Origin of the sequence: Photobacterium lutimaris (genome assembly GCF_003025555.1) — a bacterium.
Lineage (GTDB): Bacteria > Pseudomonadota > Gammaproteobacteria > Enterobacterales > Vibrionaceae > Photobacterium > Photobacterium lutimaris.
The window spans coordinates 314,877-338,318 of sequence record NZ_PYMH01000003.1; the positions used below are offsets into that span (position 1 = coordinate 314,877).

Here is a 23,442-nt window from a genome sequence, read left to right on the forward strand (position 1 = left end):
TAAGCTATTATCGATAACCATGGTGTGTCGTTTAAACGATAGCTGTAAACGTGAGTCAAGAATCAACGGAAGAGTAGATAGGATTATGGTTGTAGAATCTGAAGGTTATCACGCGCTTATTGAGTATTTTACAGAGCACCTTTCTCTGTTTGAAAATGCAGAAGCTGAAGGCTGTGAAGAGACGGTTGAAGACGTAGTAACAGATATGATCGCAACCAATTTGATGACCGTTTTTTCGCAAAATCCTGATCTGGAGGCTGATTTCCGTTTCAAGCTAATGCAAGAAGCCGATGCGGTGATGGAAGACTTAAGTGAGGTACTTGCCGGTGCTTGGAGCCGCTGTCCAACCAATGAGCAAGTGCGTTTTCTCGAAGATTATGTTGGACTTGTCAAAAACCTTTTTGACAGTGCGATAAGTCGATAAGTCGATAAGTCGATAAGCGAACAAAAGCAGCATATAGCTGCTTTTTTTATTTCTGCTCTGCGTCAAGTCCATTCCCCCTGAGTATCAACGGGTATTTAAGACGGTATTTATTGTTATATCCATTGTTATTAATAATGAAAATGATCATTGAAATCTAATTGTCATATTTATTAAGTAAGTTTGCCTCCAAGATGTCCGCCCCCAATTATATGAAATAACGAGATGAAACCATTACGTATCTGTCGTTGGGCTGGCATGTAACCCCACGATAATGGCTGAACTCAATCAGGGATATGATCAGCATGAAAACCCCAAAGCGTGCCAAAACGCGTCTTTCCATCGTTGCCTCAATTCAAATTGTCTTTCTATTATTGGTAGCAACGGGCGGTTTACTTTCTTACTTCGGGAATAATGGCTTAAAAAACGTCGCACAAGAATTTGAGTTGCTGAGTCATCAAGCATTACCTGTAACCATGAATAGCAGTGTCATCGTTCGGGCCTCCTTACAGTCAGCTCGGCATCTTAGTGAAATGATTAATAGTTCATCTGTTGAAGAGCTTGATATTGCCCACCAAGCGTTCAATGAAGAGCAACAGACAATGAGCATGGCCTTGAGCGAACTGCGACGGCTAGCCGAACAAAATCAACTCGGATGGTTGAGCAATGATATTCGTACACTGGCCACTCAAGCTGAACTTGTTGGGGAGGCCGCGGCTACTCTTTACCAATCTCAACAAGATATCCTGGTTAATCAAAGCGAGATCGAATCAGATAAGGCGATGATGAACTATGCCGTGTCATCGGTCAGGACTGAAATGAATCGCGTTGGTACGGAAGTTTTCGCCAATAATCTGGAGGGGATTAATCACGTTAGCAATTTCGTCAACCATTCATTGGAAATGACCACTCACTTAATGGCGTTGATGATGGAGCAAGATCTGTCGACGGCCGAAGGGTTTGTACGCAGCCTACAAAGTACAAACCTATCGGGAATGAACTATGCGTGGCGGGAAATGAACCGTATTGACGCGAATATCTCAGAGTACACCAGTATTCTTGTCCCGTTGACTATGGTGAAAGAGTTGTTTGAGGATTCTGGTATTGTCGCCTTGCAGTTGCGTACCTTGGCGCTGCAAGAGGACCAGGCAGGCAAAGTGCAGGATGCTCAGGAACAAATCGCGTCAATGGCTGACCAAATTAGTACGCTGACCGATGGTGCCAACCGGTTAATTGAACAAGGTGAGGCGGGGGTAATACAAGCCAGTGAAAAGGCAATGGCATTATTCATTACATTCAGTATTGCTGGTTTGATTGTTGCTGTCGTTTCCAGTGGCTGGATCAGCCATTCAGTAAAGCGTTCACTGCAAAGGATTGATCGGGTCGTCAAGGCGACGAGTCATGGCGATTTAACGGTCATGGCAACGCAAGATGCACCGAAAGAATTTGCCATGTTGGGAACATTACTCAACCAATCTAACCGCAATAATAGTCAAACGTTAGGTCAGTTGGTTGATAATAGCTATCAGTTAAGTGCGGCTTCAGAAACCAGCCAGAAGGCAGCCTCGCAATCTCGTATTGCAATTAAAGATCAAAGCGATGAGCTGACGGCTATCGCGACTGCGATCACTCAGCTTGAAGTGTCAATCAAAGAGATCGTTGTCAGTACGTACGAGTCAGAACAAGAAGCTAAGCAAGCGAACGATATGGCCCAACAGGGGGTAGATATTATCGATGAAAGTACGTCTCGTCTGCGTATGCTGGACGAACGGTTTGCCGTTAATGAAACGCGGATGAAAGAGCTGGATAGCCATGTCGATAAAATTACCGAAGTTGTTGCGTTGATCAGTGCTATTGCTGATAACACCAACCTGTTGGCTCTGAATGCAGCGATTGAAGCTGCACGCGCGGGTGAGCAGGGTAAAGGGTTTGCTGTCGTTGCTGATGAAGTGCGTAAACTCGCCAGCGAAACCAATATGCAAACCGCTTCGATCCGTACCACTATTAGCGAGCTTCACCAAGCAGCAAAAGAGGTGAATGATGCGATGGTGGTAAGCCGGAAAGAGATGACATCATCAATTGAGTTAAGTAGTGAAGTTCAGGCTTCAATTTACCAAATCAAATCGATGGTTGTGAGTATCAGTGATAAGGTGATCGCGATTGCTGCTGCAACCCAGCAGCAGGAAAATGCATCCATTGAAGTGGGCCACAGTGTTGAGCTGGTGTCATTGAAAGCTCAAACAAATAGTCGAGAACTTAAGACGCTGGTGGAACAGGCTGGTAGGGTCTCGGATGTAGCACACAAGCAGCAAGACTTGCTGGCTAAGTACCGACTGCAGCCCTAAAAGTGTATTTTGAACTAGCTTGGGTATACAAACGCCAGTAGAATGCTGGCGTTTTTTGTATTTAGGTAAAGCTGTAATGCGTATCCATGCTGTCCACAAGTTATATGATGAGCGTCTTGCTCGCTCTACTCGTCCGTTCCTTGCCCGCGGCGGTAAAGTAGAGCGCTGCTTATTCTGTATGTTACGCAAACATTTGTGTATTTGCTCCAGCAAGCCTAGCATTTCGTCCAACGCTGCCTTTCTGTTGGTGATGTATGATGATGAGGTCCTAAAGCCAAGTAATACCGGCCGTTTGATCGCTGACTTGTTTGAAGATACCTATGCCTATATTTGGTCCCGGACAGAGCCTAATCCAGAGATGCTTGCATTGGTGAAAGACCCGCAGTGGCAACCCTATGTAGTATTTCCCGCGGAATACGCAGCCCCAGAACGTGTTGCTGAGCGAGTGGAGATTGAATCGGGCAAACGACCACTGTTTATTATGCTTGATGGCAGTTGGGCTGAAGCCAAGAAGATGTTCCGTAAGAGCCCTTATTTGAATCAATTTCCGGTATTGTCGATTAACCCAGAAAAGCCGTCGCGCTACAAGGTACGTGAAGCCTCAAAGGAAAATCAGTTAGGAACTGCTGAAGTTGCGGCTCGTATTGTTGACTTATTTGGTGAACAGAAGAATGCCGATGTATTGGATCTGTGGTTCGATGTTTTCCGTGAGAACTACATGACCGGTAAGATGAACCGCGTGTTACCGGATGATAATGCCATCAGCCAGTTACATAAATACATGGGAAGTTACGTCTAGTCGCGAGTTGATTACACATATTCTCTGAATAATGCAGCATTTTGATGTTTCTTTCAGCAAACGCGATAGATAGCACCATAGATCCCCGCTAAACCTGCACCTCGTCACAGTCTGTAGGTGTAGATATGTGGATAATTTTTTCAGTTTGGTTTTTTTACTATTTTTGGGAGTGCAGGATGTACTACGGCTTTGATGTGGGTGGAACCAAAATTGAGTTTGGTGCGTTTAACGAACAACTTGAGCGTGTTGCCACTGAACGTGTGCCAACCCCGACCGGCGACTATGAGCTGTTAGTTGAGACTATCGCAAGTCTGGTCAATAAATATGATGCAGAATATGGTTGCGAGGGCACTATCGGTTTAGGCCTGCCGGGAATGGAAGATGCCGATGACGGTACAGTTCTCACGGTTAACGTACCAGCGGCAAAAGGCAAGCCGCTACGTAAAGATCTTGAAGCGAAAATTGGTCGTACGGTCAAAATTGAAAACGATGCAAACTGTTTTGCATTGTCTGAAGCTTGGGATGAAGATCTGCAGGATGAGCCTTCTGTATTAGGCCTAATCCTAGGCACAGGCTTTGGTGGTGGTTTTATCTACGAAGGTAAGGTGTTCTCTGGCCGAAACCACGTTGCTGGTGAAGTGGGCCATACCCGACTACCACTCGATGCATGGTTCCATCTAGGTGATAATGCACCGCTGCTCGGCTGTGGTTGTGACAAGAAAGGTTGTTTAGATAGCTATTTGTCAGGCCGTGGTTTCGAGCTTCTTTATGCGCATTACTACGGTGAAGAGAAGAAAGCGGTTGAGATCATCAAAGCGCATGCAGACGGTGAAGCAAAGGCTGTTGAGCATGTGGAGCGCTTTATGGAGCTACTTGCTATTTGTTTTGCAAACCTATTTACTGCCACTGACCCACATGTCGTGGCACTTGGCGGCGGCCTTTCTAACTTTGAGTTGATTTACGAAGAGATGCCAAAGCGTATTCCTAAGTATCTGCTGTCTGTGGCCAAGTGCCCTAAGATTATCAAAGCAAAGCACGGTGATTCTGGCGGTGTTCGCGGTGCAGCATTCCTGAATATAAAGTAATACATATACCCCGTTATTTGGGTATAAACTGTCGTTACTATTCGTTAATTCAAAAGCACCGCATTGCGGTGTTTTTTTTTATCGTTTCACACTTTCATTGCTTTTTTGCTAGAATCCCGCTTCTTTTGAAAATTGTCGGTATTTTGCATGTCTTTCCAATCGCTGGGGTTGAATAACCAACTCGTCGAAAATGTGTCATCACTCGGTTTTGAGCAGCCAACACCAGTACAGCTTCAGGCTATCCCCGAAATATTAGCAGGCCACGATGTGTTGGCCGGTGCTCAAACGGGGACAGGAAAGACTGCTGCGTTCGGTCTTCCGCTTATCCACCGCTTATTGGAAAGTGGAACGGCAGTTGAAGCAAAGCAGGTTAAGGCTTTGATCTTGACGCCAACCCGGGAGCTAGCACAGCAAGTATTCGATAGCTTGAGTGTGTACGCAAAGAACACACCGCTAAAGGTTGCTGTTGCCTATGGTGGAACCAGCATGAAAGTGCAGGTCAAAGCGTTGGAGTCTGGCGTTGATATTCTTGTCGCGACGCCGGGACGCTTGCTTGATCATGCGCATGTACGCACTGTTGATCTCCGCAAGAGCAGCTACCTGGTTCTAGATGAAGCCGATCGTATGTTGGATATGGGCTTTATTGATGATATCAAGCGTATTCTTAAGCGCATGCAGGTTGAGCGTCAGACCTCATTCTTCTCCGCAACATTTGGCAAGCAGGTCAAAAAGCTGGCTTTTGATATTCTGGATGATCCCAAACTGATCGAAGTGACACCAAGCAACAGTACCGCAGTAACGGTTGAGCAAATGGTCTATCCGGTCGATAAACACCGCAAAAGTGAACTGCTGGCTTACTTAATTGGTTCACGCAACTGGCAGCAAGTACTGGTGTTCACCAAAACCAAGCAGGGATCGGATGAACTGGCCAAAGAGCTTGGTAAAGATGGCATCAAAGCGGTATCCATCAATGGTGATAAGAGCCAGGGCGCACGCCAGCGCGCATTGGAAGACTTTAAGTCAGGTAAAGCAAGGGTACTGGTTGCCACTGATGTCGCTGCCCGCGGTCTCGATATTGAGCAGCTGGAGTATGTCATCAATTACGAAATGCCGTTCAAAGCCGAAGATTATGTGCACCGTATAGGCCGTACCGGCCGAGCGGGGCAAACAGGCCATGCGATATCTCTGATGAGCCTTGATGAAGAATGGGCGCTGCGGGCAATTGAAGAGTTACTTGATACACGGCTGCCACAGCAGTGGCTAGAAGGGTATGAACCGGACCCTACGATTGAACCACCTGAAAATCGTCGTCGAGGACGTTCAAGTGACAAACGCCGAGCTAAGGCGAAATCGCATATACATAAGAACCGAGGTCGCCACAGCGCTCGGAAATAGCGAAAGAGAATATATTTTATTCGAAAAATAAGCATCACTTATCGTGGTGCTTTTTTGTGTCATCAAGGGAACTTTACTTAGGTTGCAAGCGTAATGTCGTGGCTGGATACGTTGTTTTAAGTTATTATTTTGCATTGATAATTTAGGTTATTGGTAAAGGCAACTTCATCTGCTAGTGTGCCTTATTGTGTTTGTCACAAGCATGTTGTTATCCGTAATGGGTATGCTTGATCATTCGTAGTCGTAGGTATTCCGTGGACAAATTAAGACGACGTGTACGAGTAGCGGCTTATTTTCTGCTAACGTTTTCATTGTTAACTTTTCTTCTTCATTACGTCGGTGGGTTTGATAAGGAACTGAGTATCAATGCAAGGAACGCAGCATATGTGAGTATTGACGATAGTGCGCAAGACGGTAATAGCCAATCAAGTATTGATTTTGATGGCGAGTCTATTGCACTCAATTGCGAAATCGGTGCTAAGGGTAAATGGCCATTTTGTGAGATATCACTGGCATTAGATGACAACTTTCATGGGTTAGATTTATCTTCATATCATTCAATCGGTATTGATGTCGATTACTACAGCTTGAACGACGATGAGCGTCTTCGTATCTATTTGCGTAACTTCGACCCAGAATACTCCACTGAAGATGATCCCGTATCCTATAAATTTAATGCCATTGAGTACGCACCTGGCGTAGGTAATGGTATGAAAGTTATTCCACTCAAGTCGTATCAGGTATTATCTTGGTGGATCGCTGATTATGAAGTGCCAATTGAAAATGCTGGTCCGCAATTTGACAATATAGTTCAAATAGAAATTGCGACAGGAAGTTATATCAAGCCTGCAAATTACGCTATCCGGCTCAATCGCTTGGTATTTTATGGCCACTGGTTGTCGGAAGCGACTTTGTTACGGCTCAACATATTGATGTGGGGTTTTGCTGCCATCTATTTCCTCATTAATGAGCGGCGGCGCCTTGCCGAGCAGGTGAGTGAAATGGTGGCAAAATCAGAGTACCTCAAACAAGCTAACCAGCATCTTTATCAAGAGTCTTTAGCATTTAAGGAACTGGCTTATACCGATAACCTGACGGGGACACAAAACCGTCATGCCGTGGACTGTTGGTTAAGGGATATCGTGGATTTTTCGCAACGAAACTGCCACGCTTTGTCGATGGTCTATATCGATATCGATTTTTTCAAGAAGATCAATGATTCTTTGGGGCACCACGGTGGTGATGAGGTATTGAAAGAGTTCGGTAGGGTATTGAACTTACGCTCCCGAAAAACCGACGTTGTCGTACGTTGGGGGGGAGAAGAATTCATTATTTTTTGCCCTGCAACCAACCTTCGAGGAGCGAAGGAGTTTGCTGAGATGGTCAGGATGATTGTTGAAAGTTATCAATGGGCGAATGGGCTCTATATTACCTGTAGTGTCGGTGTGACCGAGTATATTCCCGGAGAGGACATCGAGGACTTTATCCAGCGAGCCGACAGTGCGTTGTATAAGGCGAAAAAGCAGGGAAGGAATAGGGTAGAGGAAGCGACGGTATAGCGGCATAGTTAGATAAAACCAGCAACCTTGTTGCTGGTTTTATCTATGGTCATTTTTTACAGTGTTTGATGGCGTTCTCTAGTAATTCAGTCGCCGTTTGGTGGCACTCTGGCAGCTCGATATCCGTCTTGTTAACGGGGGTGACACGTTGTCCCCATTTAATGACTGCAGCTCCCCAAGTCAGGCCTGCTCCGAATGCGGCCGATAAAATGGTATCACCAGCTTTTATTCGTCCTTGTTCAACGGCTTCGCATAGTGCGATAGGCACAGTGGCCGCCGATGTATTGCCGTACTTGTGGATATTTATAAAGGCTTTGTCCTGTGGGATACCCGCATGGTCGCACAGCGCTTCAATTATGCGTTGGTTTGCTTGGTGGGGAATGACAACATCAATATCGTCTTGGGTTAAATTAGCTCGCTGTAATACGGTATTCGCAGCGGTACCCATACCACGCACCGCGCGGCGGAAGATTTCTCTGCCTACAAAATTAAAGGCAAAATGCCCAGCGTCAGGGTTGAAACGATCCATTGCCGTACCAAATTCGGGGATGGCAAGAACATCTCTTCCTTCAGGGTCACACCCTAATTGTGCATCAAGTAGCCCCGAATGTTGCGTTGAACGGCTTAAGACTGCAGCACCAGCTCCGTCACCAAATAGTACGGCAGTGTCGCGCTGGCTCCAGTCGAGATACCATGAAAGGCGTTCAGCGCCAACAACCAGAACATGCTGATAGTTACCTGCTTGAATCATTTTGGTTGCCGTTTCCAGACCATACAGAAACCCGGTGCAGGCCGCATTCATATCAAAGGCGGCTGCTTTCGTTGCCCCCAGATCGAGCTGCACTTTAGACGCGATATTTGGCACTAGGGTGTCTGGCGAGCAAGTTGCAATAATGATTAGATCCAACTCAGATGCATCGACCCCAGCAGCTGCAAGTGCCCGAGCTCCAGCAACACGAGCCAGATCTGAGGTATTCACATGGCTAATTCGTCTGGACTCGATACCTGTACGAGTTCGAATCCATTCATCTGACGTATCAACAAATTGACTAAGCTCATCATTACTGAGCTCCGTAGGAGGGAGGCACTTCCCCCATCCGGTAATTTCCGCATAATACATAGCGTCACTCGTAATTATTATTCGACTAAACCAAAGTAAACCATAACTGACTGTTAACACAAGGCTTAGGGTTTGTTTACATGAAGATATTGTAGTTATGTGCACTATGAGTATTTGGTAAACTGTGTATACCTAAGTAAGGTCTTGAAGTTGCTTGGGTATATAATCAATAACCACAAGGAAATAGCCAATGATTCGTTTGGGTGTAATCGGTACAAACTGGATCACCGATCGCTTTATTAACGCAGCATTATCAACCGGCCATTACCAACTAACGGCGGTTTATTCTCGAACACTGGAAAAAGCGTCGGACTTTGCAAGCAAGTATGAGCCAGTAAAATGTTATGACTCGTTAGACGAACTGGCAAACAGTGATGTCATTGATGCGGTATACATTGCCAGCCCTAATTCATTACATGCATCGCAGGCAAAAGTTTTTATCAAAGCCGGTAAGCATGTCATTGGTGAAAAGCCGTTAGCCTCCAATATTACTGACGTTCAAGAGTTGGTCGAGCTTGCGGCAGAGCATCAGGTATTGTTATTCGAAGCGATGAAAGCAATCTATGTACCTAATTTTGAGGTCATTAAAAAAGCACTGCCTAAGCTGGGGCGTTTACGTAAAGTCTATTTTTCTTATTGCCAATATTCCTCTCGATATCAGAAATATTTAGATGGCGAGAACCCAAACACATTTAATCCGGTCTTTTCAAACGGCTCTTTAATGGATATTGGTGTATATCCTCTCAGTAGTGCTATTAGCTTGTTTGGCGAGCCGAACAGCATGACAGCGCAGGGGAGCTTGTTAGATTCAGGCGTAGATGCTCACGGTACATTGGTACTGCACTACCCGGAATTTGATGCCACTATAGCTCATTCAAAAGTCAGTGATGGTTTCATTGCTAGCGAGATCCAAGGTGAGCAGGGCACGCTACTGATTGATTTTATTTCAGAGTGCCATAGTGTGAAGTTATGTCGTCGAGATGAACCCGTGGTTGATTTAACCGTAGAGCAAGATGAAAATGCAATGCGCTATGAAGCTGAAGAATTTGCTCGATTGTATAGCGAGGGTAGCGTTAGCCATGAAGGGCTTATTCGCACTCAGATAGTCAGTGCGATTACTACGCAAGCCCGAGCTATTTTAGGGGTGCGTTTTCCGGCAGATGAGCAGTCATAATCATCGACTTAAATTATTTATCCAGATTAGTATAAGTTTTCTTCTCAATTGAGTAAGAATGAAAAAGGGTGGTCATAGGACCACCCTTTTTTATTTAAGTTTGATTACCAGAACAGGTAGGCAAGGGCAGAAAGTACCCCGATGCAAAGCACGTTCAAATATATACCGACCTTCATCATGTCGGACTGTTTGATGTGTCCAGAACCAAACACAATGGCATTCGGGGGCGTCGCAACAGGTAGCATGAATGCACAAGAAGCAGCAACGGCAATTAAGGCAGATAGAATAACCGGTGAAACGCCTAGCGCCTCGGCGACAGTTGCAAACACTGGTACCAATAGCGCTGCACTTGCGGTGTTACTGGCGAACTCGGTGAGGAAGACCACGAAGCCAGCAATGACCAAGATAGTGAAGAATAGGCCTGCTTGCTCTAGGAAACCACTCAGGCTGTGCGCTAGGAAGACACTGGTGCCAGTGGCTTTTAGGATATTACTCAGGCAAATACCACCACCAAACAGAAGTAATACACCCCAGTCCGTTGATTTTTCGATGTCTTTCCACTGTACCACGCGAGATACACCAAGCATAACGATGGCGGAGAGAGCGACTAGCGTATCAAAGCTTTTGAGCCCACCAAGCATACCGTTGATTGGCTTGCTTAAAATCCACAGCGTAACAGTGATAGCGAAAATGACCAATGTCGCGAGTTTGCTGTTGTTCCATTCAACAGGTTTGTGGTCAAGCTCAAAGGTGTGGTTAAGGTTTGGCTTTAGCATAAAGTAAAGCAGAGCAACTGTTATCGGTAGCAATACAATGGATGCTGGAAGGCCAAATGCCATCCACTCAGTAAAACTCAGCCCCACTTCTGCTGCCGCGATAGCGTTAGGTGGGCTACCGACTACCGTCGCTATACCACCGATACTCGCACAGTAGGCGATACCAAGCAGTACGAAAACATAAGTGCTGCGTTCGCTCTTGGCATTAACTTTATTTAATACACCCAGTACCAATGGAAGCATCATCGCTGTTGTTGCCGTGTTACTGATCCACATGGATAGTACCGCTGAAACGCCAAAGAGCATGAAGACAGCGACTGACATGCGTCCTTGTGCAATCATCAATACTTTATCTGCAATTGCTTTGTCTAGTTCTTGTTTGTGTAGTGCTGCTGCAAGAGCAAATCCCCCTAGAAAGAGGAAGATGATCGGGTTGGCGAAATTACTTAGCGCTGCTGGTGTAGGAAAGATATCGAAGCCGACAGCAAGGATAGGGACCAAGATAGCGGTAATACTAACGTGGACAGCTTCAGTCAGCCAAAGTACCGCAACAAAAGCAAGAATACTAAGACCAACGACCACGTCTTTTTCAAAAGGTAGGGTGTTAAAAAGTAGGGTAAAGAGGGCTATGTCTGCCAGAAGAATAATACTGTTCCGGTCAAACAGCCACTTGCGTAGTGTCATCGTCAAGGCTGTCATCGTTGTTTCCTTTCATCTGATTATAGTTATTTAGTGCAATCTTTTGCATTAAGTTGACTCGAGATGAATGTTAACAGTTGTTTTTGGTTTGTTAATAGAGGTGTGTCTATTTGTTGGTCGCTTGGCGTTTGGATTGACTGAAGTGTGAGGCTATAAAGTGGGAATGTGTATAAAATCACCCATTTTATAATGAGGATCAGCCAGTATATTACGATAGTGGCGCGGAACTGAGCGAAAGTTGCTGCAGTCTGTGATATCGCTCTAAATGACAAGTCGTGGCACTCTATGCCTATTTTCCCGTTCCTATGCTAGATGTATCATATTCCAACGCAATATGAAGGATAATTGTTTAATTTTGGCAGGTAATATGAAACAGCAAGGGATTCAAAAGCGCATTAGGCAGGATGCCCAGTTGCATGTGCGCAATGTAAGGGCAAAGTTTATTAAGTCGTTTGATAATACGCCAAAGGGCAGTCAGTCTCAGCCTGCCCCTAAGCCATCGATTACCAAATAATTGCATTAGTCTCTGATTACGCTTATTTCGGAAGGTAAGGGCCTTCAAACTCAAGGACTTCTTTTTCTATCGGCTCTTTAGGGCCAGAAAACTTGGGTTGCATATCTAGAATATAGACATCGATAATCGCCTTGATTCTAGCAAGAACTTCTCGTGTGCGGATTTTTAATCCGGCCATGCCCTTGGGCTCAGGAACGGCAAGGCAAATTGCATCGATTTCATTGCGATCTGCGATAAACAGCGCTCGTTCACAGTGAAAGCGCTGGGTAATAATGACAAAATGGTTAGCATCGAAAACACTTTTTGCCCTGACTACTGAATCTAAAGTCCGGAACCCGGCATAATCCAGTACGATGTCTTGGTCAGGTATACCGGCTTTAAGCAAATCGCGCTTCATGGTCCACGGTTCGTTGTATGAACGATGGGCGTTATCACCACTGAGCAGCAAAATATTGATTTTCCCTTCTTTATATAATTGCTTAGCGGCATCTATTCGATACTGGTAATAAGGGTTGAGTGATTTAGCGATATACTTGCTGGTACCTAGCACTAGGCCAACAGAGCGGGAAGGGGTCGTTTGGGTGTTATCAAAGATACGTGGCGAAGCTTGATCGGAGAACCAACGATCGATCAACAAAATGCACGAAATGATCAGAATGCAGCCGATGGCAGAAAAACGTAAAACATTCAATAGCTTCATAGCATTTTGGATTGTTGACTGACTGATAATAGAGCCAGAGGTAGAGTATGCAGCTGGCTAACGAAAAAAAGCATGTGCTTGTTATATCCCTTGTATTGCTAAGAGTGCTGAAAACAATGTAATGATACGCCTAATCGTTGAAGATACCTCGGCTTGACATAAAAAATCAACGTACGAGTATTTTACTTGGCTCTGGTATAAATACCATAAACAGTAGGCTGGGGTAGTTTAACCTAATTCATTGAATATGTTGTGTTAAATCAGCGTAGAATAGACCCTTCATGAAGAAGTTGTGTTGACAGTGCTGCGGCTATGGGCAGGATAAAGCTTTTTGGTCGGACATACTGGATTTGAACCAGCGACCCCTACTCCCCCAGAGTAGTGCGCTACCAAACTGCGCTAATGTCCGCCAAAAGGCTTTATATTCATTGTGTTAGCTATTAACAGTGTGAATTTTACAGTACGATGGCCATAAAGCAATAGGGCAAATGTTTGAAAATAATACCTGCCTCTCATTATTACTTTTAAATTTACCGATACCTCAATGATTTTGGTTCCTGGAATCAGAGCATCATCCATGGGTTTAGTTCAAGGGAAATCGCGAAATGGCAAGTAAGCCTCTTTCGAGGTTATTTGAAACGGTTATGGACGTAATGGCGGGAACCTGAAGGTGGGGAGGACTGATGGGTACTCGCGACCATCCAAGTATTCTCGCTGAGCCCATCGCCTGGATGTTTGCTTGGGTATATATTGTTTAGCGAGAGCTATTTGGATGTAGAAATGGATAAATATAAAAAAGGCCTATGTGGATTAATTTGCTAAAGTGTTCTCCCTAGTCCACACTGTCTATAAGCAGGAAAACCCTGCTGTTTGCTGAATATTTGATAATTTCCTTAAATTTATGTTCACAAGGATCCTTACTCGAGGTATTATCATCGCATCTACCCTTTGTAGTTCCTAACGATTGCCACTCATTGCTTCTGACAACCTATGTGCTGCATTGATTGTGGTTCAATATGAAAAGAATTTCTTGCTCTTGATGCAAGGTAAAATCATTTGAATGTTATTTGCATATCATCACTAAACAGCTTGAATGACCCAATTATTAAACATTGGCTTTAATGTATGATATTCAATTTAAGAGGTAATATTGATGGATAACTTTGCAGCTGCTGAAAAAGCGTTATCAGCAATGCTTAATAGCGTTGAAGCTAAAACTGTAAAAGTTGATACAAAAACAGGTGTTATAACAAAAGAAGAGCGTGTTGACTACCGCCAGGTACTTATCGATTTTGCAGATGAAGTCCCAGGTCGTCAAAAGGCTGTGATTAAACGTATGCCGTTGCACAAAATTAACAACCTTATTGCTGTTCTCCATGAGTTTAAAGAAGAAGCCCGTCAAGTTCGAATGATGGAGATTCTAGCTCTTATGGAAAAAGACGGCGTTGAACCTGACGAGCTCGTTGGGAAAGTCGAAGAATAAAACCGCTTTTCAAACTTGTTAATTGTCGATATTAGCCTGCGTGTAATTTGCATGTTATAGGGCTGGTACAGTAATGCTCCGAACATAGCAATGTTTCGGATATCCTCACTCTACCACACTTAGGGTGAGCTCAGTATACCTCTTTAATGTGCCAATCGCTGGGTTGGCACATTCTTTATGTCATATATCCACAGTACCCACCTGCCTTTATTATTGTAAATAATACCACATACCCGTATCTAATATTATGCACAACAAAGTGTATTAGGGCTATTGCGAACCTGATAGTATGCTTATGTAGAAATGGACGAAAAGATAAAAAGGTTAAATAGTGGATACGTTGGTAAATGCATATCAGCTTGGTAAAAGCTATGGTAAATTCCGCGCGCTGATGGGGATTAATTTTTCAATTTCCCCGGGGCAGGTGCTAGGCATCCTAGGGCATAATGGTGCTGGAAAGTCATCGCTTATAAAATGTTTGCTGGGCGCACATGAATATGACGGTACATTAAATGTTTTTGGTCTTGAACCAAGAAAAGAGCGGGTAAAGATTGTTCGTGACTTAGCATACCTTTCTGACGTCGCCGTGCTTCCGGAATGGATGACAGTAAAACAAATCGTAAAATACAGTGCAGGCGTCCATCCTAACTTTGATCTTGAGCGCGCAAAAAAATATTTAGCACAAACTGATATTCAGCTATCAACCAAAATTGGCCGCCTTTCGAAAGGTATGAAGGTGCAGTTGCATTTAGCGTTAGTCATGTCTGCTGATGTCCGTTTGCTCATTTTGGATGAGCCAACGCTTGGTTTGGACTTGATGTTCAGGGAGCGTTTCTACAACCAGTTGGTTGATTGGCTCAAGCAAGGTGAGCGTTCGATGATTATTGCGAGTCATGAGGTTGATGAGGTCTCACACCTGTTAACTGATTTGCTAATCCTTAAGAAAGGTAAAGCGGTTATGCATGGTGCTGTTGACGAGCTCAAAGGCCGTTTTCATAAGGTGACTGTGAACGAAGAAAACAAGCGACAAGCCGACGCGGCAAGGCCCTTATATATACAGCAGGGTGTAAAAGGCTCGATATATATTTATGAAAATGTAAAAGGTGAAAAGCTGTCGTCGATAGGGGAAGTCAGTGAGCCTTCTTTGTCTGAAGTGTTCATTGCCTTGCAGCAGGAGGAAGTATGAAAGCTTGGTTAACATTACTTGAAAAAGAGCTGATTGAGCATCGTATTGTGATTCGCCTACCACTGCTGTTGCTGGCTTTTGCCATTATTAATTTTGCCTTCGTAATGAAAGGGGATAATGCTTCTTTTACTGTGCAGTCAAGTGGTCAGGGAATAATTGACTGGGGAATCGCGCAAGGAACGTTTGCTGGCTTAGTCGGCAAGCTTAATGAAGTGGTTGCCGGTATTGTTTACCTTGTTTTGTTTTTTATCTATGTACCGAAGACGTTACGTAAAGAGAAACAAGAGGGCAGCTTGCTATTTTGGCGTTCGATGCCCGTTTCAGATCATCAGGCTATCGCTGTTAAATTGGTTTTTGCGCTCGTTGTCATTCCGCTGATTGCTGCGGCCTTAATGATAGCGGCTGATTTTATAGTTTGGATAATGGCGACAGTGTGGCTACCGCAAGAAATGATGGTGAGCTGGGGGATCTCTGTGGTGAATCTCATCGGCCATTGGTTTGAATTTGTTGGTCGCTTGGCCTTGATGAGTATTGCACTTTTCCCGATTGGAGCTGGTCTTATGGCTTTGTCGCAATTAACCAGGTACCCATTGCTTGCGGCTATTCTGACGGTGATCCTGTTTAAAATTGCCATGTTTCAGGCAACAGGGTCGAGCGAAGCTGGTGCGGTACTATCAGAAATCTATGGTTTGCCATTTTCAATTTTGACCGGCTCATCAGCGTATGTTGTTTTTGCTGAGTTCGGTTTTATTTCACACCTAGTGATGATGTGTATTGGTGCTGCTTTGTACTTGATGTGCTGTTGGCTAAGAGGGCGCGATGATATGTTACGTATGATGTAGCCGCAGGAAACCACGTATAAATAGCGCACATAAAAAAACGGAGAATGTCATCATTCTCCGTTTTAGATTTAAGCCGATAAACTAGGCCGCTACAACCGTATTTAGGTATTCAACTTCACGCTTGTATTTACGTACGTTGCGTGAAAGTGTGCCTTTTGGCACATCGAAGCGCTTCTCAGCTTCGTAGCTAGATAGGCCTTCGAAGATCACAGCCTCAACTGCAATGCGCTGATTATCAGATTTAAAAATCCGCTGTGCGATAATTCGATATTGTGAACGGTTCATGTGTTGTGTACTCGCTAGGCAAAAAACATTCCCAGAGCAAATCTCTTAGGAAGAAAAATTAGTTCTCATTTATGATTGATGAGATTACCAGCTGAACCCTAACAGAACCTTAATCGATTAAGCATAATCCTGTTGGTAGTGCATCACCGAATACGCGCTTAGTTTCACTCTCTGTCAAGACCTTGACGGTCGACACCATCTTTATCCAACTTTCTGGCGCTTTGCTGGATTTTAGCTTCAAAATAACGTCATTTCGATTCTTTTCGTCAATGTCCAAAGTGCGGTCACCAGTCATTCTAGACATCATTACAGCGGCAAAAGCGATGTTGGGATCCTTGCGCCAGTCGAACTCCATCAGCTCTGGTAAACAGTATGCGACGTGTTGCGGTGTGAGCAAATTATGTGCACTGCCATAGAAAGGACTGCGTGTTGCAATACGGCCAATAGCCCACCAATGCGCTTGGGAATATTGTGGTTTCTGCAATCGACCGAAGATCCATTCAATAAGCTGGAGCTTTTTGTCAAATGGCAAGTTTTCTAAGCTTGCAGCCAGGCGCACCATATCTTCGTAGCTACGTTCCTGCAGTTCTTTTGCCAGCTTACTGTTACGGCTTGCTGCGGGGTTGATGTACTTAGCAATGTCTTTATAAATAACCAATTGCTTCTCTTGGCTTAGGCCCCCCGCAATACGGCGCCAGAATGTCCACCAATCGCTCCAAGTCTGCGTGCTGGTACTGGATTGAATACCGTGTTGGTAAAGCTGCCATACCTGCTCCATCCGCCAATCATCAGATGGATAGCCAAAGCCAGGACGCATGGTGAAACCGGTTAGTTTTAGCCAGTTTCTCTCATGGAGATCAGAGCGACGACGCCGCTTTTTGCTATCGAGAAGTGCATTAGCCAGCTCTCTCAGACAAGGGGTTTCCCAGTTGTCACGCTTACCTAGTGCTTTCTCCAGTTGGCTGCGCAGCGTTTTAATGGTTTTCGGGTCATTGTTCTTGGTACTGCCGCCGTAAGCTTGTTTTACCAGTGCAATGGCGTCATCCATACGAGTAGGTAGAGCCGACTCGGCAAGATTTGAATTATTGCCATCGCGGTGGAGTTTGGCTAAATCTTTACGGATAGCGAATTCGACTTTCCAGCGTTTGTTGTCATCATGGGTACTGACACACTCTAGCTGCAAGGTACCGACTTCTGTGAGTTGGCAGGCTAGAGTGACTTCTTCGCGGTCTTTCTGGTTGGCAGCCAGCTCGGCACGATCGCGATCACTGTCTAACGTGGCAATGAAAGGCGGCAACGAAACAAAGCTCTCTTCATTAATCGTAAATATCTCACCGGCTTGGGTGTGACTATCATCAGTTGATGAAACCAAGTTAAACCGGACCGGCTCTCCCAATGTGAGGGCGAACTTACGGTCTTTCAGGCGAATTTCCGTACTTTCATCAATGCCTTTTGGTAGCAGACATAGCCCCTGTTTTTCGCGCTTCTTGTTCTCAAGTACCAAGAAGAACGAACGGGCAGAACCCCCACCAATCTTGAGTTGCGCTCCATGCCGTGCTTTGGCGTAGGCGACGGCTCCATAAGCCACAGCCAGATCGGGGTGAGGGTTATCCAGCTGGGTGACATTGTCACCTTTCCAGTGTGAGAACGTGTCTAGTACCCGGTTAGATAACAGTGGGCTGTTGAATACCCCGCCATTTAGAAGCACTGCAACTGGAATTGCGGGTTGATCGGCATCTGGTGAAAGGGGAGAATCTTGGAGCGACTCACGGCAAACCGTATCATGCAACGCAATGAATTGGGCCAGGTGTTTGCTGATCGCAGGATCCGCGGCATACGGCAAGCCGAACTCGATAACAGCTGCCTGACGATGACTTGGCTGATCGCCGAAGTCGGTTTGCGGGAAGAAACCGTCCAACGCGATTTTATGGACCTCATCGCGCGTCATGTCAATACTCTTAGCGCCACCAATCAAACGTGAACCACTACCTAGCATTGTTACCTTCGCGGTATCAGGAGCGTTGCCAGATAGCAGTTGCTCTTTGACTTTACGAGTTTGTTGGATGAGTTTAGACAGGCCGGAGGCACTGAGTTTCTTGCTGGCACCATGAAGGCGTTGCTCGGCAAGATGGGCGAGGGCAAGGTCAATGTTGTCACCACCCAGCATAAGGTGATCACCAACGCCGATTCGATCCAGAGTCAGCTTGTCATCCTTAGTACCCACTTTGATTAAGCTCAGATCGGTGGTACCACCGCCTACATCGCAGACCATTAATAACGGAATGTCTTTAAGCAGTACTTCGGCTTGATCTTTATTTTTTGCGTACCAGTCGTAGCAGACTGCCTGTGGCTCTTCAAGCAGCAGAATATCACCAAAGCCAGCCAGTTTGGCGGCTTCCAATGTCAATGCCCGTGCTCCTTCGTCAAAAGAGGCCGGTACGGTGATCACAACTTCCTGATCGTGGAGCTTGTCACTTGGGTGGTGGTAATCCCATGCCTGGCGAACATGGTTAAGATAACTGGCACTGGCGATGACAGGTGAAACTTTTTCAACACTGTTGTTGGCCGACCAAGGGAGAATAGCTTCGGTTCTGTCGACACCTGTGTGTGATAGCCAGCTTTTGGCACTGACAACTTGGCGTCCTTCAACCTTGGCGCCCATCTCCCTAGCAAGTTCACCAACGATAGCGTGTTGAATATCACCTTCTACAGGTTCGATATCCCATGGCAGTACCATTAAAGATGGGTCAATTTCGCCAATGGCAGGGTGGTAGCGAAATGAAGGAAGAAGAGGTTTACGTGCGACCTCGCCAGGGGCGATAAGTTGGTCTATTTCAAAGATCTCGATTGGGCTCGATTCTAGGTTAGCTGAAATCGGCGTGTAGGCAACAACCGTGTGGGTTGTTCCGAGATCAATACCGACAAGGTAGCGAGGAGAAGTCATTCATTACTCCAGACGGGTTGTTTTAATACTTTTTAAGGCTTTAGATAGTATCCCAAAAGGGCATTGAGTGCATTAATGAAGGCTTTATCTTTACGAACAAATCTTTGATTTCAATAATATATTGTTTACATCTAATGGATTGATCTGTCCATGCAGTCAACTAGATTTATCATCAAGACTTATAAAAAAACGGCGCCCTGAGGCGCCGTTGACTATTCTAGCAAATTATTTTTCGCGAACGTCGAATTCTACCTGCCACTTTTGACCACCATCGGTCGGAATGGCTTCAAGGCAAAGGGTGCCTAATTCGGTGACACGAGAAGCAAGACGTACAGGTACAATTTCGCCTGCCGAACGGCCTTCAGACACCGGCAGCGTTACCTGAATAGCCGGTAGTTCTTCAAGTTCTTCTGGTTGCCACCAATCAAGGTGGGTACCTGCTGCGTCATCACGGCGAACCGTTGAGCCGAAGAATTTGAATTGCACAGGCTGGCCAATGACCAAGCCAAATTCGCGGCTAGGTACCTCGGCATGTGTACCTTCTTCCATACCAAAAGGTGCAACACAGAGTGCTTCCAGTGGTGGCTCCATGCCAGGGATTGCCGGCATGGCACTTTCGATACCCACATAGTAGCTGCTAGCGATACCACCACGGATACGAACGCCTTTACCTTTACGGACAGAACCGTAGTAAGACGCACCACTGGCAACTGCAAGATCAAGGTCAAGACCCTCAAGCAGTTTCGCTTCTGGGCTGTCAGCCGTTGTTAGCCAGCTGTTGATGATAGAAAGCAGGCGCTCAGACAGCAAGTCAGACTTCAGTACACCGCCGTTGAACAAGATGGCAGTAGGACGGATAAAGCCTTCATGTAGTTGGTCGTACTTTTCAAACAGCTCATCAACTGCTGAAGACTGACGGCTCAGGAAGCCTGCAACATGGCGAGATACTGCCGCATCTTGAGCATATGGCAGACCCATTTGCGTCAGTGCACCGCGCTGCATCTCAACTGGGTGCTGCTCAATGGTATTGCGTGGGAAGAAGCCTTCAACCAGCGTTTGCTGTACTTCTTCTTGGGTAAGCTCGGTTTGCAGTGTGCCGCCAAGCAGTTTTGAGCCACGGCTAGGGACCACAATCGGTACAGCTTGAAGCTCTGCGTCACTTAGCAGGGCTTCTTTGGCATCACGACAAGCATGGGTGATCGCTTGGATTTGCCACGGCTGAAGTTGCTTGCCTTCTTGTGCCAGCTTCATCTTTAAGCGGTAGGCAAGGGCAAGGTCCATGTTATCGCCGCCAAGCAGGATATGATCCCCAACCGCAACACGGTTTAGCGTTAGGTTGCCTTCTTCCTCAGTCACTGCAACCAAAGATAAGTCAGTGGTACCACCACCGATATCGACAACCAGAATCACATCGCCAACAGAAACCTGATCACGCCAGGTATCGTCGTTGTTCTTGAGCCAGCTGTATACGGCAGCCTGTGGTTCTTCAAGCAATGTCATGTGCTTGAAACCCACTTCACGGGCCGCTTCTGCTGTTAAGTCACGAGCCGCTGGGTCGAATGATGCAGGGACGGTAATAGTAACGTCTTGCTCAAACAGCGGTGTTTCTGGGTGTTGATGGTTCCATGCCTCGGCAAGGTGGGCAAGGTATTGGCGTGTCGCTTCAACCGGCGAGACTTTTTCAACTTCTTCCGGGCTATTTAAAGGCAGGAAGGCATCACGGCGGTTAACGCCACCGTGGCATAGCCAGCTTTTCGCACTGGCGATCAAGCGAATAGGGGTTTTACTACCAAGGCCACGAGCCATTGCACCAACAATCGCATTTGGGTGAGCTGACCATGGTAGGGCGGTATCACCTTCGGCTAGCTCAGATTCGTGAGCTTGATACATAAAGGAGGGTAGTTGGTTTTTTTCTTCAACATTACCCGGGGTAGTAAGTTGGGCAATTGGCATGACATTAACGCTAGCGTCGTCGTCTTGCAAATCAACATAAGATAATACGCAGTGGGTGGTACCAAGGTCGATACCAACACTATAACGATGTTCTTGAATTTCTTGCATCACAGTTCTACCTCAGCGGCGGCAACAATTTTTGCATCGTGACCTTCAGCCAGTTTAGGCAGTTTAATGTCGGTCACTTTCCAGCCGCGGTGGATTAGGGTTCCGGTAAATGGGGCCTCGCCAACAACATTACCTGTAAGACGAACTTCAGAAGCGTTGAAGCCTTGTGGTAATGTGATACGCGATTCTTCTTCTTCGGCGCGTACAGGGGCAAAGCTGAAGTATTCAGAGAGTACTTTCTGGCCACCCTCATGAATAACACGGGCAGCAGCACCGATTTCAGCATCGCTGAAACCTTTGAGATCTTCTTGCATGAAGTCAATAAAGCGTGCTTCTTGCTGAAGCAGGGAAAGAAGTTGCAGTGCAGCATCTGGTGTCGATGTTTTAAGTTTAGGTTCGACTTCAACGATCTTTTCTACGATCTTTTCAACTTCAACAACTTTTTCGACCTCGATGATTTTCTCGACAGGTTTTTCAACCTCAACGATTTTCTCGACTTCTTTCTCAACAACTTTCTCGACTTCGACCGGTTTACCTTTCTTCGAGATATAAAGTACCAGCATGACGAGCACTAATCCGCCCAGCCAAGCATGGCCCATATCAATCGTTGTCGGCATTGCCGATAAGTCCACAGTTAGTTCAGAAAAATCAAAAGCCATATGTCGTCTTCTCTATATGAATGAGAGTTTAATTCACAAATTAGGGCAAATATTATCATAATCAAGGTGCATTACATCCAAGGGGGGTATTTTTTTGCCCTCTATTAAGCATTTAGCCGTCTTGTCGCTTAATTTAGCACCAATTAACATTGACATTACTCTGTCATTTGGTCGTTTATAAAATGATACACTGTTTTATCTTGTCAATTTTAGCAATCATAGCTTTCATTTTTAGCGTAAAATGTTTCATTCAGTGAGACTATTCATGAATTTCTTATTGTTTAGCAGCACTACAATACGAAATCCTTTAGACTAGCGATGAAACCAAAATTAAATCCTAGGTGAGAAAATGTCTTCTGATTTTTATGGAACCAGTGCGGCGTATGCCCGACAAGAGCAAGGCTACCGAGAAAAAGCACTGAAACTATACCCTTGGGTGTGTGGCCGTTGTAGCCGTGAGTTTGTCTATTCAAACCTGCGTGAACTGACAGTACACCATGTTGACCATGATCATACTAATAACCCTGCAGATGGGAGTAACTGGGAGTTGCTCTGCTTGTTCTGTCATGATCATGAACATGAAAAATATACCGAGCACGACAACCAGATGGGCAGTGTGGTGAAAGCGGGTGAAGATGATCACCAAGCCGCGACGTTTAATCCATTTGCCGATCTTAAAGCGATGATGGATAAGAAAAAATAACCTGCCACCAACTTGCTGTGATTATGGGTAATTCAGAACCGATTTGATTTCAGCAATATTTTCGGCGATCCACGTTTTGTTGATCGCCCCCCAGTTTTCTATTTCATATTTCCCACTGCGATTGCGATCGCCTTTTGTTTGCTTGAAACTACACACAATATCAAGTTCGCTAAGGCTCTTGATCGTGTCCTGAGCTGTGCGCCGTGGCATACCGGTATACTCAAGGATATCGGGTACGGTTGCTACCCCTGAATCAATCAGGTGTGCGACATATAGTCGCCGGTAAAAGCTTGATTTCGTTTTACTGATAGTCATTCCATGACTCCTTTTTTAACAACGCTTGTCTAATCACCCTAACATCAATATTGCGTTTGTTGCACAAAAGATCACCCGTACTATTATTGCGAGCGGTTCTCAGCGAAGGTTTTTATCTCACCAAGTTATCAAATTCTCGGAAGCTAGCTAGAGTTATAAGTACCCATACTAATTGGAGTTACAGATGAGTGATGCTAACCGGCAACGTTCTGAACTAAAGGCTTTTCTGTTTATTACCATTGTACTATTTCCGATTCTTGCTGTTGCTGTTGTCGGCGGCTATGGGTTTTTTGTGTGGTTTTTACAGGTATTAGCAGGCTAGTAAAAATAAAAATATCAAAAGCTTGTGTATTTGAGTGTTTTACCGTGAAGCAATA

Annotated in this window: 20 protein-coding genes and 1 tRNA gene; 12 read left to right on the forward strand and 9 right to left on the reverse strand. The window is 45.4% G+C overall.

From position 1 onward, the window contains the following. Positions 1-85 precede the first annotated feature (85 nt). From C9I99_RS10405 to C9I99_RS10430, 6 genes are all read left to right on the forward strand, one after another. Positions 86-424: a DUF3802 family protein gene (locus C9I99_RS10405; protein WP_107348801.1), complete on the forward strand. Its 339-nt coding sequence runs from the start codon at positions 86-88 to the stop codon at positions 422-424. A gap of 302 nt (positions 425-726) precedes the next feature. Then, entirely contained in the window at positions 727-2,766 is a 2,040-nt protein-coding gene (locus C9I99_RS10410; RefSeq protein ID WP_107348802.1) for a methyl-accepting chemotaxis protein, read from the forward strand. A gap of 76 nt (positions 2,767-2,842) precedes the next feature. Beyond that, positions 2,843-3,565 (forward strand): tRNA-uridine aminocarboxypropyltransferase, encoded by a 723-nt coding sequence (locus C9I99_RS10415; protein WP_107348803.1) that lies wholly within the window; start codon positions 2,843-2,845, stop codon positions 3,563-3,565. Between the two features lie 176 nt (positions 3,566-3,741). After that, on the forward strand, positions 3,742-4,650 hold the full coding sequence (nagK, locus tag C9I99_RS10420) for an N-acetylglucosamine kinase (RefSeq protein ID WP_107348804.1): 909 nt from the start codon (positions 3,742-3,744) through the stop codon (positions 4,648-4,650). A gap of 147 nt (positions 4,651-4,797) precedes the next feature. Beyond that, a complete protein-coding gene (locus C9I99_RS10425; protein ID WP_107348805.1) occupies positions 4,798-6,045 on the forward strand; it encodes a DEAD/DEAH box helicase in 1,248 nt (415 codons plus the stop codon). Between the two features lie 386 nt (positions 6,046-6,431). Further along, the gene (locus tag C9I99_RS10430) at positions 6,432-7,604 is read left to right on the forward strand and encodes a GGDEF domain-containing protein (protein WP_243734487.1); all 1,173 of its coding nucleotides are present in this window, start codon (positions 6,432-6,434) and stop codon (positions 7,602-7,604) included. A 49-nt stretch (positions 7,605-7,653) separates the two neighbouring features. Here the strand turns inward: C9I99_RS10430 and C9I99_RS10435 are convergent, their stop codons facing one another. Continuing rightward, positions 7,654-8,724, reverse strand: coding sequence for a ketoacyl-ACP synthase III (locus C9I99_RS10435; protein WP_107348807.1), 1,071 nt, complete (start codon positions 8,722-8,724; stop codon positions 7,654-7,656). A 190-nt stretch (positions 8,725-8,914) separates the two neighbouring features. On the opposite strand from C9I99_RS10435, the gene C9I99_RS10440 reads away from it, so the two are divergent. After that, complete coding sequence (locus C9I99_RS10440) at positions 8,915-9,898, forward strand: Gfo/Idh/MocA family protein (protein ID WP_107348808.1); 984 nt, start codon at positions 8,915-8,917, stop codon at positions 9,896-9,898. Positions 9,899-10,002: 104 nt separating this feature from the next. Here C9I99_RS10440 and C9I99_RS10445 read toward each other — a convergent pair whose 3' ends face one another. The 3 genes from C9I99_RS10445 to C9I99_RS10455 form a co-directional block, all read right to left on the reverse strand. Beyond that, entirely contained in the window at positions 10,003-11,373 is a 1,371-nt protein-coding gene (locus C9I99_RS10445) for an SLC13 family permease (protein ID WP_107348809.1), read from the reverse strand. Positions 11,374-11,909: 536 nt separating this feature from the next. Then, positions 11,910-12,587, reverse strand: coding sequence for a SanA/YdcF family protein (locus tag C9I99_RS10450; protein WP_107348810.1), 678 nt, complete (start codon positions 12,585-12,587; stop codon positions 11,910-11,912). 332 nt (positions 12,588-12,919) lie between these two features. Further along, positions 12,920-12,996: transfer RNA gene (locus C9I99_RS10455), tRNA-Pro, on the reverse strand. A 744-nt stretch (positions 12,997-13,740) separates the two neighbouring features. Between C9I99_RS10455 and C9I99_RS10460 the strand changes: the two genes are divergently transcribed. From C9I99_RS10460 to C9I99_RS10470, 3 genes are all read left to right on the forward strand, one after another. After that, positions 13,741-14,070 (forward strand): hypothetical protein, encoded by a 330-nt coding sequence (locus tag C9I99_RS10460; protein WP_107348811.1) that lies wholly within the window; start codon positions 13,741-13,743, stop codon positions 14,068-14,070. Positions 14,071-14,401: 331 nt separating this feature from the next. Then, positions 14,402-15,256, forward strand: coding sequence for an ABC transporter ATP-binding protein (locus C9I99_RS10465; RefSeq protein WP_107348812.1), 855 nt, complete (start codon positions 14,402-14,404; stop codon positions 15,254-15,256). Beyond that, on the forward strand, positions 15,253-16,098 hold the full coding sequence (locus C9I99_RS10470; RefSeq protein ID WP_107348813.1) for an ABC transporter: 846 nt from the start codon (positions 15,253-15,255) through the stop codon (positions 16,096-16,098). Before C9I99_RS10465 ends, C9I99_RS10470 begins: the two co-directional genes overlap by 4 nt. Positions 16,099-16,179: 81 nt before the next feature. Here the strand turns inward: C9I99_RS10470 and C9I99_RS10475 are convergent, their stop codons facing one another. The 4 genes from C9I99_RS10475 to C9I99_RS10490 all read right to left on the reverse strand — a co-directional run bounded on the left by C9I99_RS10475 (position 16,180) and on the right by C9I99_RS10490 (position 22,047). After that, positions 16,180-16,383: a helix-turn-helix domain-containing protein gene (locus tag C9I99_RS10475; RefSeq protein ID WP_107348814.1), complete on the reverse strand. Its 204-nt coding sequence runs from the start codon at positions 16,381-16,383 to the stop codon at positions 16,180-16,182. A gap of 109 nt (positions 16,384-16,492) precedes the next feature. Then, a complete protein-coding gene (locus C9I99_RS10480; protein WP_107348815.1) occupies positions 16,493-19,327 on the reverse strand; it encodes an Hsp70 family protein in 2,835 nt (944 codons plus the stop codon). A gap of 225 nt (positions 19,328-19,552) precedes the next feature. Further along, positions 19,553-21,388, reverse strand: coding sequence for an Hsp70 family protein (locus C9I99_RS10485; protein WP_166645427.1), 1,836 nt, complete (start codon positions 21,386-21,388; stop codon positions 19,553-19,555). Next, positions 21,388-22,047 (reverse strand): DUF2760 domain-containing protein, encoded by a 660-nt coding sequence (locus C9I99_RS10490; RefSeq protein ID WP_107348816.1) that lies wholly within the window; start codon positions 22,045-22,047, stop codon positions 21,388-21,390. The genes C9I99_RS10485 and C9I99_RS10490 overlap by 1 nt, the downstream gene beginning before the upstream one ends. Positions 22,048-22,396: 349 nt before the next feature. On the opposite strand from C9I99_RS10490, the gene C9I99_RS10495 reads away from it, so the two are divergent. Further along, the gene (locus tag C9I99_RS10495; protein WP_107348817.1) at positions 22,397-22,750 is read left to right on the forward strand and encodes a YajD family HNH nuclease; all 354 of its coding nucleotides are present in this window, start codon (positions 22,397-22,399) and stop codon (positions 22,748-22,750) included. Between the two features lie 21 nt (positions 22,751-22,771). Here C9I99_RS10495 and C9I99_RS10500 read toward each other — a convergent pair whose 3' ends face one another. Further along, positions 22,772-23,065, reverse strand: a complete 294-nt coding sequence (locus tag C9I99_RS10500) for a winged helix-turn-helix domain-containing protein (RefSeq protein ID WP_107348818.1) — start codon at positions 23,063-23,065, stop codon at positions 22,772-22,774. A 184-nt stretch (positions 23,066-23,249) separates the two neighbouring features. Between C9I99_RS10500 and C9I99_RS10505 the strand changes: the two genes are divergently transcribed. Then, positions 23,250-23,387, forward strand: coding sequence for a periplasmic nitrate reductase, NapE protein (locus tag C9I99_RS10505; RefSeq protein ID WP_107348819.1), 138 nt, complete (start codon positions 23,250-23,252; stop codon positions 23,385-23,387). Positions 23,388-23,442 lie beyond the last annotated feature (55 nt).